The sequence below is a fragment of the Labrys sp. Lb11 genome (genome assembly GCF_057554225.1).
The window spans coordinates 719,681-735,857 of the sequence record NZ_BAAJOT010000001.1; the positions used below are offsets into that span (position 1 = coordinate 719,681).

Genomic DNA, 16,177 nt, shown 5'->3' on the forward strand with positions numbered 1-16,177 from the left:
TCCGGAAGCATTGTCCGGCGCGAGCGGTCAATCGGCCGAGGCAAGGAGCCGGCGAACCCGGCTCGCCGCCTCACGGCACCGCGGACAGCAGGATGAAGATGGCGAAGATGCCCAGATGCACCGTGCCCTGCAGCACCGTGGTGCGCCCGGTGCCGAGCGTCAGCGTGCTGACGAACAGGGTCAGGACGAGGAGCACCATGTGCTCGGGGATCAGGCCGAGCGTCAGGCTCTGGCCGGTGATCACCGACAGGGCGGCGACCACCGGGATGGTCATGCCGATGCTGGCCAGCGCCGAGCCGAGCACGAGGTTGACGCTGTTCTGCAGGCGGTTCAATTCGGCGGCGCGCACCGAGGCGATGCCTTCGGGCAGCAGGACGAGCGTGGCGATGACGACGCCGACGAAGGTCTGCGGCAGGCCGGCGGCCACGATCGCCTGATCGAGTGGCTTCGACAGGATCTTGGCCAGGAGCACCACCGCCACAAGGGACAGCGGCAGCAGGATGCCGCTCGCCATGGTGACGTGGCGCAGCGGCTGCACCACCTCGTGTCCGGAGGCGACAGGGTCGTCGGCCGATTCCATGAAGTAGTCGCGATGCCGGATCGTCTGCACGAAGATGAAGACGCCGTAGAGCAGCAGCGACACCACCCCGACGCAGGCAAGCTGCAGCGAGGAGAACTGCCGCACGCCGCCGGCGATCACGAAGTTCGGCAGCACCAGGACCAGGGCGGCGAGCGTGCCGAGCACGGCCAGGGCCGAGGAGGCGGCGTTGAGCTGGAAGGTCTGCTCGTGATGGAGCCGGCCGCCGAGCACCAGGCACAGGCCGATGACGCCGTTGAGGACGATCATGATGGCGGAGAACACCGTGTCCCGTGCCACCTCGGCGGCGCCTTCGGCCCCCGACAGCATGATCGAGACGATCAGGGCGACTTCGATCACGGTCACCGCTGCGGCCAGGATGATCGAGCCGAGCGGCTCGCCGACGCGCGCCGCCAGGATTTCCGCGTGGTGGACCGAGGCGAAGACCGCGCCGCCGAGAAACAGCGTGGCGACGATCAGCAGCGCCGCCGACCCGTCCGAGGCGATGCCGGTCATCTTCAGGGCGATGACGAGGCCGGCGCCTGCCGGCACGAGCCACGACCAGGACGGCACGCTGGCATGATGATTGTGGGACATGGGCCGGTCCGATCGGAGGAGGGGTGGTTCATGAAGGGACGATGTGGCCATGTCGAGGCGGCGGGATCGACGACCATCGCCAGGCGTGTCGCCTGCGCCTCAAATCGGCGTAAGCCCGAAGGACGGGAGGCTCGACAACGCCGTCGTCGGTCCGCAGCCGCACGCATCAATCCCCAGGCAATGGCCCCGCGCAGGCGGCGCCGCGATCATGGCGATAGTCCTACCGCATCCTGCCCGCCGAGGGCCAGAGGCGCCGCGCCGGTCGCCGAGCCTTCAAGCACCCGGCGACCATTCCCGTGACGCGCCGCCCCGGGAGGCGGCCGGCATCATTTGCGGCGCATCGCTTCCGCCAGCGCCGCGCCGAGAGCGCCCTGCGTCGTGCCGCTGCCGCCGCGGTCCTTGCCCGGCGGCGGACGCTGGCCGCCCTTGGCGTCGGCGCCGCGCGAGCCGATGCTCTCGCCCGGCCGGCGGCCGCCCTCCTTGCGCATCGACAGGGCGATGCGCTTGCGCTTCACGTCGACGTCGATGACGCGGACGGTGACGACGTCGCCGACCTTCACCACCTCGGAAGCCTCCTTCACCCGCCTGTCGGCCAGCTCGGAGATGTGCACCAGCCCGTCCTGGTGGACGCCGATGTCGACGAAGGCGCCGAAGGCGGCGACGTTGGTCACCACGCCCTGCAGGCTGAGGCCGGGCTTGAGGTCGCCGATCTCCTCGATGCCCTCGGCGAAGGTGGCGGTCTTGAACTGCGGGCGCGGGTCGCGGCCGGGCTTTTCCAGCTCGGCGATGATGTCCCTGACGGTCGGCAGGCCGAAGCGCTCGTCGACGAAGCGGGCCGGGCTGAGCTTGCGCAGTGCGGCCGTGTCGCCCATCAGGCTGCGGACGTCGCGCCCGCAGGCTTCGACGATGCGCTTGGCCACGGGATAGGCCTCCGGGTGGACGGCCGAGGCGTCCAGCGGCTCGTCGCCGTCGTTGATGCGCAGGAAGCCGGCGCATTGCTCGAAGGTCTTCGGCCCGAGCCGCGGCACGGCGAGCAGGTCGCGCCGCCTGCGGAAGGCGCCCTTCTCGTTGCGGTGGACGACGATCGCATCGGCGAGCGAGCCGCCGAGGCCTGAGACGCGGGCGAGCAGGGCCGGGGAGGCGGTGTTGAGATCGACGCCCACCGCCGTCACGGCGTCCTCGACGACGGCGTCGAGGGCGCGGGCGAGCTTGTGCTGGCTGACATCGTGCTGGTACTGGCCGACGCCCACGGCCTTGGGCTCGATCTTGACCAGTTCGGCCAGCGGGTCCTGCAGCCGCCGGGCGATGGAGACGGCGCCGCGCAGCGACACATCGAGCTGCGGCATCTCGGCCGCGGCGATCTCCGAGGCCGAGTAGACCGAAGCGCCGGCCTCGGACACGACGATCTTCGCCGGCTTCGGCGCCGGCAGCTCGGCCAGCAGGGCCTGGACCAGCCGGTCGGTCTCGCGGCTGGCGGTGCCGTTGCCGATGGCGATCAACTGGACCCCGTGCCTGCGGACCAGCGCGGCGAGCGCAGCCATGGCGCCGCGCACGTCGTTCCTGGGCTGGAACGGGTAGACCGTCGCGGTGTCGATGAGCTTGCCGGTGCCGTCGACCACCGCCACCTTGACGCCGGTGCGAATGCCGGGATCGAGGCCCATGGTGACCTTGGCGCCGGCCGGGGCGGCGAGCAGGAGATCCTTGAGGTTGCGGGCGAACACCCGGATCGCTTCCTCCTCGGCCCGCTCGCGGATGGCGGCCATCATGTCGATGGAGACGTGGCTCGAGATCTTCACGCGCCAGGTCCATTTGGCCACGGTCATCAGCCAGGCGTCGGCGGCGGTGCCGCCGGCGGCCCGGATGCCGTAGGCGTTGGCGATCATGGTCTCGATGGGCTTGACCGGCGACGGATCGTCCTCGTCGACCTCCAGGTCGAGGGTGATGACGCCTTCCTCGCGCGCCCGCAGCAGAGCCAGCACCCGGTGCCCGGGCGCGTCGGCCCAGCTCTCGGCATGATCGAAATAGTCGGAGAACTTGGCGCCTTCCTCCTCCTTGCCGGCGATGACGCGAGCCCTCAGCCTCGCCTTGCGCTGCATATGGGCGCGAACCTTGCCCACCAGCTCGGCGTTCTCGGCGAACTCCTCCGACAGGATGTCGCGCGCCCCGTCGAGGGCGGCCTTGGCGTCCGGCACCTTCTCGCCGAGGAAGGCCTTGGCTGCCTCGGCCGGATCGAGGCCACGGTCGGCGAGGAGCGAGCGGGCCAGCGGCTCCAGGCCGTTCTCGCGGGCCGTATCCGCCTTGGTCTTGCGCTTCTGCCGATAGGGCAGATAGAGGTCCTCGAGCTCGGCCTTGGTCGTCGCGGCGCCGATCTTGCCGCCGAGCTCATCGGTGAGCTTGCCCTGTTCCCGGATGGAAGCGAGGATGGCGGCGCGCCGGGCCTCCATCTCGCGGAGATAGCCGAGCCGCTCCTCCAGCTTGCGCAACTGCGTGTCGTCGAGGCCGCCCGTCGCTTCCTTGCGGTAGCGCGCAACGAAGGGCACGGTCGCTCCGCCGTCCAAGAGGGCGATCGCCGCGGCCGCCTGCTCGGGCCGGCAGGCGATCTCGGCGGCGATCAGGGCGGGGAGCAGGGCTTCGGTCATGGCGATCTCCAGATTCGGGGCGCGGAGAATGCCCCGGCGGCGCGCGATTGTCAGCCGGCCGCAGGATGCGGCGCCCGCCTTCCACACCCGCGGCGGGCCGGGCAGGTCGTCACAGCTCCTTCTCCGCCAGCTCACGGAACGCGTCGGGCACGGATCGGCTGAGCTCCAGGGCGACCGAGCCGTAGCCGACGGCGTCCCAGCCGAAGCGTTCGCGGATGCGGTCGACGGCGCGGTCGGCCAGCCAGCGCGCCCTGCCGCGCTGCGTGCCCGGCCGCCGTTCGTCGCCCGCCAGGCCGAAGGGCAATTCCATCTGCACGGCGGCGTCTTTCTCCAGATGCGATACGGAGATGGCGAGCAGCGAGATCGTCCTTTCGCCGGGGCAATGGGCGAGGACCGCGCGCACCAGGTCTTCGGCCACCTCGGCGAGCACGGCGGTTGCCGAGATCGGCGCATCGAGCGTCGTCGACCGGCAGACCGAGCGCATGTCGGCGAAGCGCACGCGCACCGTCACCGTCCGGCCTGAGCGCGACTTCGCCCGCAGCCGGGCGCAGACCCGGTCGGCGAGGTGGCGCAAGGCCGGCCGGAACACGCGCTCCTCGGCCGGCCTGCGGCCGAGCGCCGACTGCGCGCCGGCGGACCGGGAGCGGGACTGTGTCCGGATCGCACGCGGGTCGCGGTTCCAGGCGAGGGCCGAGAGCTTTTCGCCCGCCGCGGCGCCGAGCAGGCGCTCCAGCGAGCGGCCCGGCAGGTCGGCGAGCTGGCCGATGGTCTCGACGCCGATCCCGGCCAGCCGCGCCTTGGCGACCGGGCCGACACCCCACATCAGCTCGACCGGCAGGTCATGCAGGAAATCGAGCTCGGTGGCCGGGTCGACGACCACCAGCCCGTCCGGCTTCGCCACCTGCGAGGCGATCTTGGCGAGGTGCTTGGTGCGCGCCACGCCGACGGAGATCGGCAGGCCGAGCTCGTCGCGGACGCGACGGCGGATCGTCCCGGCGATGTCGGCCGGCGGACCGAACAGATGCGTGCAGCCGGCGACGTCGGCGAAGGCCTCGTCGATGGAGATGCGCTCGACCAGCGGCGTGAAGTCGCCGATGACCCGGATGGCTGCGTCGCCCAGCCGCTGGTATTCGCTGAAATGGCCGCGGACGAAGACGAGCTGCGGGCAGAGCTCGCGCGCCCGCCGCCCCGGCATGCCGCCGCGCACGCCGAAAGCCTTCGCCTCGTAGGAAGCCGCCAGCACGACCCCGCCGCCGACGGCGATCGGCTTGCCGCGCAGCGACGGATCCAGCAACTGCTCGACGGACGCATAGAAGGCGTCGAGGTCGGCGTGGAGGATGGTGGCCGTCATGTCCGTCCGATCCTCGCCGGCGACAGCGGGCAGGTCTCTGTGATCGGAACATAAAGAGAACATATGGTGACGACTGTCAAGCTGCCGCCGATGTTCTCCAGCGCAGCCGCAGCGCACGCTGCCAGCCGGCGAGGCTCCCTTCGGCGGTCGGCGCGAGGTTCTGCGAGCAGACGTGTTGCTCATGCGCCGATGTATGAGTACGTGACGTCATGTCGAAGTGACAGCCGGTGCCCGCCCGCGCAGTTTCCTGGCGTGAAGCGCGGAGGGCTCTTCGCAGGGAGGCCGGACATGACGCGCAGCAGGAAGACGCCGGACGAGCTCAGGAGCGCCCGCTGGTTCGCGCCGGACGATCTGCGCAGCTTCGGCCACCGCTCCCGCATGATGCAGATGGGCTATGGTCCGGAGGACTGGGGCGGCCGGCCGGTCATCGCCATTCTCAACACCTGGTCGGACATCAATCCCTGCCACGCCCATTTCAAGCACCGCGTCGAGGATGTGAAGCGGGGCGTGCTCCAGGCCGGTGGCCTGCCGATCGAGCTGCCGGCGAGCTCGCTGGCCGAGCAATACGTCAAGCCCACCACCATGCTCTACCGCAACCTCCTGGCCATGGACGTGGAGGAACTGATCCGCTCCCACCCGGTCGACGGCGTCGTGCTGATGGGCGGCTGCGACAAGACCACGCCGGCCCTGCTGATGGGGGCCACCAGCGCCGGCCTGCCGGCCATCGTCCTGCCGGCCGGGCCGATGCTGCGCGGCAACTGGAAGGGCAGGACCCTGGGGTCGGGCTCCGACGCATGGAAATACTGGGACGAGCGCCGCGCCGGCGCCATCAGCGAGGCCGACTGGTCGAACATGCAGGCCGGCATCGCCCGCAGCTACGGCACTTGCATGACCATGGGCACCGCCAGCACCATGACCGCCATCGCCGAGGCGATCGGTATGACCCTGCCGGGCGCCTCCTCCATTCCCGCCGCCGATTCCGGCCATATTCGGATGAGCGCCGAATGCGGCCGGCGCATCGTCGAGATGGTCTGGGACGACCTGACGCCGGACCGGATCCAGACGCGCGAGGCCTTCCTCAACGCCATCGCCGTGGCCATGGCCATGGGCTGCTCGACCAATGCCATCATCCACCTCATCGCCCAGGCGCGCCGCGCCGGCCAGGACATCGGGCTCGACGATTTCGAGGCCGCCAGCCGCTCCGTGCCGGTGCTCGCCAATGTGCGGCCGAGCGGCGACACCTATCTGATGGAGGACTTCTTCTATGCCGGCGGCCTGCCGGGGCTGATGTCGCGCATCCGCGGCCATCTCCATCTCGATGCCCTCACCGTCTCCGGCCGCACCGTCGGCGAGGCCATCGCCTCGGCCGAGATCCACAATGACGACGTCATCCGGCCGCTGTCGAACCCGGTCTACGCCGAGGGCGCCCTTGCCGTGCTGCACGGCAACCTTGCGCCGGAGGGCTGCGTCATCAAGCCGAGCGCCTGCGACCCGCGTTTCCTCAGCCATTCCGGTCCGGCCCTGGTCTTCGACGACTATCCCGCAATGAAGGCGGCCATCGACGACGAGAGCCTCGACGTCACTGCCGACCATGTGCTGATCCTGCGCAATGCCGGGCCGCAGGGCGGCCCCGGCATGCCGGAATGGGGCATGCTGCCGATCCCCCGGAAGCTGGTGAAGCAGGGCGTGCGCGACATGGTGCGGCTCTCCGATGCGCGGATGAGCGGCACCAGCTACGGGGCCTGCATCCTGCACGTCTCGCCGGAATCCCATGTCGGCGGGCCTCTCGCCCTGGTGCGGACGGGCGACCGGATCAGCCTCGACGTCGCCGCCCGGACCATCACGCTCGACGTGCCGGAGGAGGAACTGGCCCGGCGCCGCGCCGCCTGGGCGCCGCCGCCGCCGCGCTTCGAACGCGGCTATGGCTGGATGTACACCCGCCACATCCGCCAGGCCCACGAAGGTTGCGATTTCGACTTCCTGGAAACCAGCTTCGGTGCGCCGGTCGGCGAGCCCGCCATCTTCTGAACGGCGAGACGTTAAAGCGTCTTGCGATTTGACGGAATCGCATCAAGACGCAAGGCGCGCTTCCACCGAAGTGCGCTTCGCTCCAGGGCAGCCGGCCTTTCATCGTTTGGAAGCCATGCTTGCAAACCCGATCGTGAGGTTTGCGTGCCAGGATGCCTGCCAAGGTCACCACAAAAGGGACCAGCAGGGATGTCGAGACGGAGTGGACGGGTCGCCCTCGCGGCGGTCCTGACGATCGGCTGCGCCGGCGCAGCCGCGGCCCGGGACGAGGTGTCGTTCGACCCCTCGGTCCGGCCGGGCACCATCGTCGTGGTCACCCATCAGCGCCGGCTCTACTTCGTCACCGATCCGGGGCTGGCCATCCGCTACCCCGTCGGTGTCGGCCGCGCCGGCAAGCAGTGGAGCGGGACCTCCTATGTCGATGGGAAATATGTCAATCCGGCCTGGTCGCCGCCGGCCGAGGTCAAGCGCGACAATCCCGGCATGCCCGACCTCATTCCCGGCGGCTCGCCGCGCAACCCGATGGGCGTCGCCGCCCTGACGCTCGCCGGCGACCAGTACGCCATCCACGGCACAACCCGGGCGATGCGCCGCAGCGTCGGCAGCTTCGCCAGCTATGGCTGCATCCGCATGCTGAACGAGGACGTCACCGACCTCTATCGGCGGGTCAGGGTCGGGACGCCGGTGCTGGTGATGCCGTAGCCGCGGCGATCGGCACCGCCGGGAAGGTCAGTTTCAGGCAAGCACCGCCGGAGCGGCTGTCATGGGCGGTGACGCTGCCGCCGTGCAGTCGCATGATCTCCTGCACCAGGTGCAGGCCGAGCCCGACGCCGCGCCCATCCTGCTGCAGGCGGTGGAACGGCTCGAAGATGCGTTCGCGCTCCTCCTGCGGAATGCCGGAGCCCTCGTCGCAGACCTCCACCGTGCCGGCCCGCCCGACATGCACCGTGATCGTGCCGCCGCGGCCGCCATGGTCGATAGCGTTCTGCACCAGATTGGTCAGGGCACGCTCCAGCGCGGTCTGGTCGCCGGCAACGATGATCGTCTCCCCGTCGGCGTCGAAGGTCATGTCGTAGCCGGCGGCAAAGGCGAGCGGCGCCAGGTCGACGATCACCCGCCGGGCGAGCGCGACGAGGTCGATCGGCGAGAACCGCTCGGCCTGCTGGCCGAGACGCTGGAGATCGAGGAGCTGGCCCGTCAGCACCGATAGACGGGTGGTGTCCTCGAGCAGGCGGGTCTTCTCCGGGCCCGGCGCCAGCGACGCGATCCGGGTGTTGAGGATGGCGATCGGCGTGCGCAGCTCATGCGCGGCATCGGTGAGGAAGCGTCGGTGCCGCTCATAGCCGCTGTCGAGCCGGCGCAGCGCGTCGTTCACCGCCTTGACCAGGGGCGAGACCTCGGCCGGGACGCCGTCGACCGGCAGTTGCACGCCCTGCTGGTCGATATCGATGCGCTCGGCCTGCGCCGCCGCCCGGCCCAGGCCGCCGAGCGCCCGGCGCACCACCAGCGGCGTTGCGATCACCGTCACCAGCGCCATGAGCACGAAGATCGGCAGGATGACGAACAGCGAGCTGATCGACACGCCCCTGACCAGCCGGCCGATCGACATCTGGCCTTGGGTGCCGGTCAGGATCTGCACGTCGCCCGCCGCGGTCTCCACCCATTTCGCCACGGCGTCCGGCCGGCTGGATTGGCCATCCTGCCAGCTCAGCCGGGCCTGGCTGACATGGTCGAGCCCGGCGGCGATCGGCGCGAATGCGGCGGGGACCTGGCCTTCCGCCAGCTTGTGTCCCTGCTTGTCGCGGATCAGGAACCAGAAGTCCGGTACCTTGGCGCGCAGCTGCGCCAGCTCGTCCGTCTCGCCGAGAGCGAGGCCGCCGCCGGCCTCGCGCACCACGGCGTCCTTGAGCACGTCGAGAGTGCTGTCCTCGTAGCCGTCGGCGATCATCGCGGTGCTCCACAGCGTCGCCGCCACCAGCACGACGATCACCGCCAGCATGATCGTCTGGAAGATCACCAGGCGCAGGGCGAGGCGCCATTTCAACGAGCGGGGGCCGCGCATCACGGTGTCTCGCGCAGGAGATAGCCGACCCCGCGGATGCCGTTGATGATCACGCCGGCGTCGGCGTCCGCGAGCTTGCGCCGCAGCCGCGACACATGGGTGTCCAGAGCGTTCGACTGGATCTCGTCGTCGAGGCCGAACACCGCTTCCATCAGCACTGGTCGCGGCACCATGCGGCCCATGCGCCGCACCAGCGCCTCCAGCACCAGGAGTTCGCGTCGCGGCATGTCGAGGGGTCTGGAATCGACGCTCGCCTCGGCATGGCCGAAGTCGAAGGCGAGGCGGGCGATCCGCACGACATCCGACTGGACATGGGCCGGGCGGCGCAGCAGCGCCCGCAGCCGAGCCAGCAGTTCCTCGAAGGCGAAAGGCTTGCCGAGATAGTCGTCGGCGCCGTTGTCGAGGCCGGCGACCCGATCGGCCAGGTCGCCGCGCGCCGTCAGCACCAGCACCGGCACGGCGTTGCCGGCCGCCCGCAGCACCGGGATCAGCGACAGGCCGTCGCCGTCCGGCAGGCGGCGGTCGAGCAGCACCGCGTCATGCACGCCTTCGGCCAGGCTGATCCTGGCTTCGGCCAGGTTCGGGACATGATCCACCACCATGTCGTGCCGGGTCAGGGCGGCGCGGAGCGCGGACACCATCTCCGGCTCGTCTTCGACCAGCAGCACACGCATCCACGTTTCTCCACGCCACGGCAGCGGCCTGTCTAGATCGGCTGCATTGCGCCAGCCTTGCATCTCCGATGCGTCGATAGACCTGCGAATCCGGGCCGAATCCAGGCCTGGCGCGAAAATCCGCATGGCGCTCCCGTGATGACAGGCTGCCGCAATCCAGCGGTGGGACAGACGGGGAGGCCCGGGGCGAATCGACCATGCTGGCCGCCCGGACGAATGCTCGTGCCTCCCCTGCCGGCAGGACGCCTGCCGCTCGACCTGGATGACAGTCATGATCCCGACCGCCAACCGCCGGACCGTGCCTCCCGGCACCCGCCCTTCGCTGCCGCAGCCTGGCGCCGGAGGCCGTCATGCGGATCGCTGACACCCTGCCGTTCCTGCGCGCCTGGATGAACAATCCGCTGCGGGGGGCGGCAATGACCCCGTCGGGCAATGCGGTGGCCGCCTTGATGACTCAGGACATCTCGCCCGAGACCGGGCCGGTCGTCGAGCTCGGCCCGGGTACCGGCGCTTTCACAAGGGCGCTTCTCGGGCGTGGCGTGCGCGAGCAGGATTTGACGCTGGTCGAGCATGACCGCGACTTCGCCCGCCTGCTGAGGCGCCGCTTCCCCCTGGCGCGGGTGCTCTGGCTGGATGCCGCCCGGCTGGCGGATGCCGGCCTGCCCGAGGAAGGCCTGGCCGGCGCCGTGCTCAGCAGGCTCGGCATCATGGCCATGCCGCCGCAGAAGATGGCGGACATTCTCGGCGGGGCCTTTGCCTGCATGCGTCCCGGCGGCGCCTTCTATCAGCTCGCCTATGGGCCCCGCTGCCCTGTGCCCCGCTTCATCCTCGACGATCTGGCCTTGGAGGCGGCCTGTATCGGTCGGACGATGCTGCATTTTCCGCCTGCTGCGGTGTACCGCATCGCCCGGCGCCGCTCGCCGCGACTGGCCCTGGCCTGAGGCCGCCATGGATGTCTCCTCGATCGTCACGATGCTGCTGGGCTTCGGGCTGGCCGGCTTTGCCGGCCTCGCCCTGGCGGAGAAGTTCGTCCCCGCCGTCCCGTCCTACGTCCTGCTGATGCTCATCGGCATGGCCGTGCCGAGCCGGACCATGCTGGCCGCGACGATCCTGGCGACAGTGGCCGGCTCGGTCGCCGGATCGCTCGGCTGGTACGGCATCGGCCGGCTGCTGGGGGCGGAGCGGGTCGAAGCCCTGGTCGCCCGCTACGGACGCTTCGTCCTGCTGCGGCCGGACCTCTACGGCCGGCTGACGCAATCCTACCGGCGCAACCAGTTCCGGGTGACGCTGGTCGGCCAGATCATCCCGACCGTGCGCGTCTATCTCGGCCTGCCGGCCGGCGTGCTGCGGCTCGATCCCGGCATCTTCCTCCTGGCCACGACGCTCGGCGCCCTGGCATGGAACGTGCCGTTCGTCTCGCTCGGCTATGGCCTGCGCGAGAGCGGCGGCGAGCCGTTCAGCCTCGGCCTGGGAGCGACATTCGCGCTGGTCGCTGCGGAGTTCGTCATCCTCTGGCTGACGCGTGCCGCGAGCAGGGCCCTTGCCGCGCTCCGACAGGGGCGGGCGCCGGCAGGGTGAGGGCGCCCGCCCGACGGCGGCGGGAGCAGATCAGGCCTGGCCGGGCCAGCCGGCCGTCCACCAGTCCGGCCGGACCGGGGTGAGCGCCGTCTCGCCCGCGAGAAGGGCCGCGCCGGCTGCCATGGCCTCCTCGACCCGGTCCAGCCGAAGCATGGCAAGACCTCTTTCGCCGGCCGAGGAGCCCATGCTGCCCAGCACCTTGCCGCCGGCGCGGATCTCCGTCCCGGCAACCGGTGCCGCGCCGACAAATGTCACCGGCACGATGCGGGTCCTGGCCGTGCCGCGATGCTGCATGCGGCTGACCACCTCCTGGCCGACATAGCAGCCCTTGCGGAAGGCGATGCCGCCGAGCATGTCCATCAGCGCCTCGTGCGGGAAGGTCTCGCCATAGGCGAAGTCGCGGCCGCCCTCGGGGATGCCCAGGCCGATCCGCAGCGCATCGTGGGCGGCTCGGGCGCTCTCGTCGTCGAAACCGGAGCGGGCGGCGGTTCGCGGCAGCAGGCCGCGCCGGCCAAGGCCGGCGTGGCGCGGGTCGGCATAGGTCAGCGCGTCTTTCCGGCGGAGGAGGTCCCCTGCCGCAACCACCACGCCGAGCCCGTCACCGGCCGGGTCGTCGGAGGAGAGGTCCTCGATCCGGACCTTGGCCCGCAGGCGATAGAAGGCGAGGCGTCTGGCGAAATCGGCCGCCAGCGCGCGCGGCACGTCGAGATGGATGCCCTCCGGTGCGTCGGGATCGGCGTCGATCCGCCCGAAGCTGGCGATGAAGTCGAACAGGATCTTGCCCTGCGGGGTCAGCAATGCCCCGAAACGCGCCTCGCCGGCCTTGATGCCATCGATGTCGCTGGTGACGAGGTTCTGCAACCAGGGGAACGCATCCTCGCCGGTGATGCGGATCACGCCCCGGTCGGGCAGGAAGGCGGTAGGCATTCACGTCTCCGTCTGGCTGGTCCGCCTGATATGGCGTGTCCGGCCCGCTCCGTGAAGACGCCTGTTGTCGAGGGATGCGCCCCTCCCGGCCTTGTGGCCGGGAGGGGCGGGGCGACTCAGCCGACTGCGGCGACGATCGCGATCTCCACCGCGAATTCCGGCCCGGCCAGCTTGGCCTCGACCGTCGCGCGGGCCGGAGCGTGGCCCTTCGGGATCCAGGCGTCCCAGACGGCGTTCATCTCGGAGAAGGTAGAGATGTCGGTCAGCCAGATGGTGGTGTTGAGGATGTTCTCGCGGCGCGACCCGATCCGCTGGAGCAGGGCATCGATCTGCCCCAGAATGTCCTTGGTCTGCTCGGTTACGGAGCCGCCGGCCGCATTCTCGGCCACCTGGCCGGCGAGGAAGGCCAGGCCGCCATGCACCACGGCCTGGCTCATGCGGGGGCTGGTGTCGAAACGTTGGATCGTCATTCAGGAAAACCTTTCTGGCTTTGGCTCGTTCAGGCGGCCGGCGAGAGTTTCTGACGCTCGGCCCGGCGTTGCAACCACTGCACCGTCATCAGGAACACGGTCGAGAACAGGATGAGCAGGGTCGCCACGGCGGCGATGGTCGGACTCAGCGTCTCGCGCACGCCGCTCCACATCTGCCTGGGCAGGGTCCGCTGCTCGGAGCCGGCGATGAACAGGGCGATCACCACCTCGTCGAAGGAGGTGACGAAGGCGAACAGGGCGCCCGAAACGACGCCGGGCGCAATGATCGGCAGCATCACCCGCAGTACGGCCGCCACCGGCGGGGCGCCGAGGCTGGCGGCGGCGCGCATCAGCGTCTGATCGAAGCCGGCGAGCGTCGCCGTCACCGTGATGACGACGAAGGGCGCGCCGATGGCGGTGTGGGCGAGGACGAGGCCGGCCAGCGTGTTGAGCAGGCCGATCGCCGCAAAGGCATAGTAGACGCCGACGGCCGAGACAATCACCGGCACGATCATCGGCGAGATCAGGATGGCCGTCAGTGTCCCCCGGGCGGGGCAGTCGGGCCGGCTGAGGCCGAGCGCCGCAAGCGTGCCCAGGAGCGTCGACAGCATGGTGGCCAGCACCGCGACGACGACGCTGTTGCGCAGCGCCAGCTGCCAGACCTCGGAGCCGAAGAACTCCTCGTACCAGCGCAGCGACAGCCCCGGCATCGGATAGGTGAAGAAGGGCTCGGCGTTGAAGGAGAGCGGCACGATCGCCAGGATCGGCGCGATCAGGAACAGCACGACCAGGCCGCCGGCGAGCCACAGCAGGGTCGGGAACAGGGAGGTCTTGCCCATCAGCCCATCCTCAGACGATCGACGCCGACGAGGCGGTTGTAAACGATGTAGAGCACCAGCACCGCCACCAGCAGGATGGCGCTGAGGGCCGCCGCCATGCCCCAGTTCGTCACCTGGTTGGCATAGTAGGCGATGAAGTAGCTGACCATCTGGTCCTGCGGGCCGCCGACCAGCGCCGGGGTGATGTAGTAGCCGAGCGCCAGGATGAAGACGAGCAGGCAGCCGGCGCTGACCCCGGGCAGGCTCATCGGCAGATAGATCAGCCGGAAGGCCGCGACGGGCGGCGCGCCGAGCGAGGAGGCGGCGCGAAGATAGACCGGCGGAATGCTCCGCATCACGCTGTAGATCGGCAGCACCATGAAGGGCAGCAGGATGTGGGTCATGGCCACCAGCACGCCGATGCGGTTGTAGATCAGCTCGAACGGGTGCGACGGGTCGATCAGCCCGAGGCCGGCGAGGGCGGAATTGACCACGCCGCGGCTCTGCAGCAGCACGACCCAGGCGCTGGTGCGCACCAGGAGCGAGGTCCAGAACGGCAGCAGCACCAGGATCAGCAGCGTGTTGGCGACCATGCCGCGCGAACGGGCGATCAGGGCGGCCAGGGGATAGCCGAGCAGCAGGCAGATCAGCGTCACCGACAGGCTCACCACGAAAGTGCGCAGCAGCACCTCGCGCAGCACGGCATTCTCCGGCGCGGCGGCGGTGATCGCGCCGCGATCGTCGCGCCTGAGGTCCAGTGCCGCCAGGAGGTAGAAATCGGTGGTGGGGGGCAAGGCCTCCTTCAGCACCCGCCAATAGCGCGGCGTGCCCCAGTTGGCGTCGATGGCGATGAAGGCCTCGTGCCACGGCGACTGGGCGCGACCGATCTGGCGGGAGGTCTTGAGCAGCATCGAGCGCAGCCCCGCCTCGTAGTAGTTGAGACGCTTGGCGACCTCGGCGACGGTCTCGCGCGGCGAGGCGCGCAGGTCCTCGGCGAAGGCGGCGTAGACCGTCTCCTCCGGCACGCTCTCGCCGTCCCAGGCGGCGAGGGCCACCGCGGTGTGCGGCAGCGCCTGGCCGACTACGCTGTTGTCGACGCTGCGCATCAGCAGCGCGCCGATCGGCACGACGAAGATGGCAAGCAGAAAGAGCAGCAGCGGCGCGACCAGGAGCAGGGCCTTGGCCTGCCCCTTGCGGCGGAGCCGGCGCAGGCGCTGCGGGAGGGCGCTGCGTTCCTCCGCCGTCCCGGCGATATCCGCAATGGCCATCGTCATGGTCTTGCTCCGCTGCCGAAGGGAATCGAGGGGAGGGCAGGCCGGCCCGGCGCCGTCCGTTACGGCAGCCGCAAACTCGCCTGGAGAAGCGGCCGCCGAGGCGATGGCACCGAGCCTCGATCGGTTATTTTGCCAGCCAAGTGTTGAAGCGCTCGGTCAGCTCCTCGTCATGGTCGGCCCAGAACTCGGCGGAGACCACGAAGGCGTTCCTGGTGTTCTCCGGGGCGGTCGGCAGGTCCGGCAGGATGTCCGCCGGCACCTTGGCGATCGCCGCCTTCAGGGTCGGGCCGTAGGAGATGTATTTCGACTGCTGCGCCATCACGTCCGGGTTCATGGTGAAGGCGATGAACTTGTCGGCCTCGGCCTTGTTCTTCGACCCGAGCGGCTGGGCCCAGAGGTTGAAGTCCATGCCCTGGCCGTCCCAGACGATCTTGAAGTTCTTGCCGCTGTTCTTCACCGCGTCGTAGATGCGGCCGTTCCAGGCGGTGGTCATCGCCACCTCGCCGTCGGCGAGGAGCTGCGGCGGCTGGGCGCCGGCCGTCCACCACACCTTGACGTTCTTCTTGATGGTATCGAGCTTCTTGAAGGCGCGGTCGACCCCTTCCGGCGTGCCGAGCACGGTGTAGACGTCCTTGGGCGCGACGCCGTCGGCGATCAGGGCGAATTCCAGCGTCGTCTTCGGCGACTTGCGCAGCGCCCGCGGGCCGGGGAACTTCTTGGTGTCGAACAGGTCGGCCATGGTGGTCGGGCCGCCGTTCGGGAACTTGCCGGCGTCATAGGCGTAGATCGTGCCGAACACGATGGTGCCGACGGCGCAGTCCATCGCCGCGCCGTCGACGAAGGCCTCCTTGCCGCCGAGCTTGGAATAGTCGATCTTTTCGAGCCAGTTCTCGTCGCAACCCTGCAGCGCATGGCCGGGCTCGACGTCGACCACGTCCCAGGTCACCTGCTTGGTCTCGACCATGCCCTTCAGCTTGGCCGTCGAGCCGTCCCACTCGTCCTGCAGCACCTTGATGCCGGTCTTCTGAGTGAAGGGCTCGAAATAGGTCTTCTCCTGACTCTTGGTGTAGGCGCCGCCCCAGGAGGTGACGGTGAGCGCGCCGTCGGCCAGGGCCGGCGTCGCCAGCAGGGCGGTGAGGAGCGCGGTCGAGAGCGTCGGAAGTCTGGGCATCATGTCGTTCC

14 protein-coding genes are annotated in these 16,177 nt (G+C 69.9%); 4 read left to right on the forward strand and 10 right to left on the reverse strand.

Features of this window, described 5'->3' with window-relative positions; translation table 11 throughout:
* Positions 1 to 70: 70 nt before the first annotated feature.
* The 3 genes from AC27L4_RS03405 to dinB all read right to left on the reverse strand — a co-directional run bounded on the left by AC27L4_RS03405 (position 71) and on the right by dinB (position 5,164).
* On the reverse strand, positions 71 to 1,093 hold the full coding sequence (locus AC27L4_RS03405) for a calcium:cation antiporter (protein WP_487140964.1): 1,023 nt from the start codon (positions 1,091 to 1,093) through the stop codon (positions 71 to 73).
* 407 nt (positions 1,094 to 1,500) lie between these two features.
* Positions 1,501 to 3,813, reverse strand: a complete 2,313-nt coding sequence (locus tag AC27L4_RS03410; RefSeq protein ID WP_487140541.1) for a Tex family protein — start codon at positions 3,811 to 3,813, stop codon at positions 1,501 to 1,503.
* Between the two features lie 109 nt (positions 3,814 to 3,922).
* Complete coding sequence (gene dinB, locus AC27L4_RS03415; protein WP_487140542.1) at positions 3,923 to 5,164, reverse strand: DNA polymerase IV; 1,242 nt, start codon at positions 5,162 to 5,164, stop codon at positions 3,923 to 3,925.
* A 288-nt stretch (positions 5,165 to 5,452) separates the two neighbouring features.
* On the opposite strand from dinB, the gene araD reads away from it, so the two are divergent.
* Both araD and AC27L4_RS03425 read left to right on the forward strand, forming a co-directional pair.
* On the forward strand, positions 5,453 to 7,192 hold the full coding sequence (araD, locus tag AC27L4_RS03420) for an L-arabinonate dehydratase (RefSeq protein WP_487140543.1): 1,740 nt from the start codon (positions 5,453 to 5,455) through the stop codon (positions 7,190 to 7,192).
* 189 nt (positions 7,193 to 7,381) lie between these two features.
* Positions 7,382 to 7,894, forward strand: coding sequence for a L,D-transpeptidase (locus AC27L4_RS03425; RefSeq protein ID WP_487140544.1), 513 nt, complete (start codon positions 7,382 to 7,384; stop codon positions 7,892 to 7,894).
* Here AC27L4_RS03425 and AC27L4_RS03430 read toward each other — a convergent pair.
* The gene (locus AC27L4_RS03430) at positions 7,860 to 9,254 is read right to left on the reverse strand and encodes a sensor histidine kinase (RefSeq protein ID WP_487140545.1); all 1,395 of its coding nucleotides are present in this window, start codon (positions 9,252 to 9,254) and stop codon (positions 7,860 to 7,862) included. The genes AC27L4_RS03425 and AC27L4_RS03430 overlap by 35 nt on opposite strands.
* Complete coding sequence (locus tag AC27L4_RS03435; protein WP_487140546.1) at positions 9,254 to 9,928, reverse strand: response regulator transcription factor; 675 nt, start codon at positions 9,926 to 9,928, stop codon at positions 9,254 to 9,256. The genes AC27L4_RS03430 and AC27L4_RS03435 overlap by 1 nt, the downstream gene beginning before the upstream one ends.
* Before the next feature lie 350 nt (positions 9,929 to 10,278).
* Here AC27L4_RS03435 and AC27L4_RS03440 point away from each other — a divergent pair, with 350 nt between their 5' ends.
* Positions 10,279 to 10,869, forward strand: coding sequence for a class I SAM-dependent methyltransferase (locus tag AC27L4_RS03440; protein WP_487140547.1), 591 nt, complete (start codon positions 10,279 to 10,281; stop codon positions 10,867 to 10,869).
* Between the two features lie 7 nt (positions 10,870 to 10,876).
* On the forward strand, positions 10,877 to 11,506 hold the full coding sequence (locus AC27L4_RS03445; protein WP_487140548.1) for a DedA family protein: 630 nt from the start codon (positions 10,877 to 10,879) through the stop codon (positions 11,504 to 11,506).
* 30 nt (positions 11,507 to 11,536) lie between these two features.
* Here AC27L4_RS03445 and ygfZ read toward each other — a convergent pair whose 3' ends face one another.
* The 5 genes from ygfZ to AC27L4_RS03470 all read right to left on the reverse strand — a co-directional run bounded on the left by ygfZ (position 11,537) and on the right by AC27L4_RS03470 (position 16,166).
* On the reverse strand, positions 11,537 to 12,433 hold the full coding sequence (gene ygfZ / locus AC27L4_RS03450; RefSeq protein ID WP_487140549.1) for a CAF17-like 4Fe-4S cluster assembly/insertion protein YgfZ: 897 nt from the start codon (positions 12,431 to 12,433) through the stop codon (positions 11,537 to 11,539).
* 116 nt (positions 12,434 to 12,549) lie between these two features.
* A complete protein-coding gene (locus tag AC27L4_RS03455; RefSeq protein ID WP_487140550.1) occupies positions 12,550 to 12,903 on the reverse strand; it encodes a RidA family protein in 354 nt (117 codons plus the stop codon).
* Positions 12,904 to 12,932: 29 nt separating this feature from the next.
* Complete coding sequence (locus AC27L4_RS03460) at positions 12,933 to 13,742, reverse strand: ABC transporter permease (RefSeq protein WP_487140551.1); 810 nt, start codon at positions 13,740 to 13,742, stop codon at positions 12,933 to 12,935.
* Positions 13,742 to 14,989 (reverse strand): ABC transporter permease, encoded by a 1,248-nt coding sequence (locus AC27L4_RS03465; RefSeq protein WP_487140965.1) that lies wholly within the window; start codon positions 14,987 to 14,989, stop codon positions 13,742 to 13,744. The genes AC27L4_RS03460 and AC27L4_RS03465 overlap by 1 nt, the downstream gene beginning before the upstream one ends.
* Before the next feature lie 130 nt (positions 14,990 to 15,119).
* Complete coding sequence (locus tag AC27L4_RS03470; protein WP_487140552.1) at positions 15,120 to 16,166, reverse strand: ABC transporter substrate-binding protein; 1,047 nt, start codon at positions 16,164 to 16,166, stop codon at positions 15,120 to 15,122.
* Positions 16,167 to 16,177: the final 11 nt, after the last annotated feature.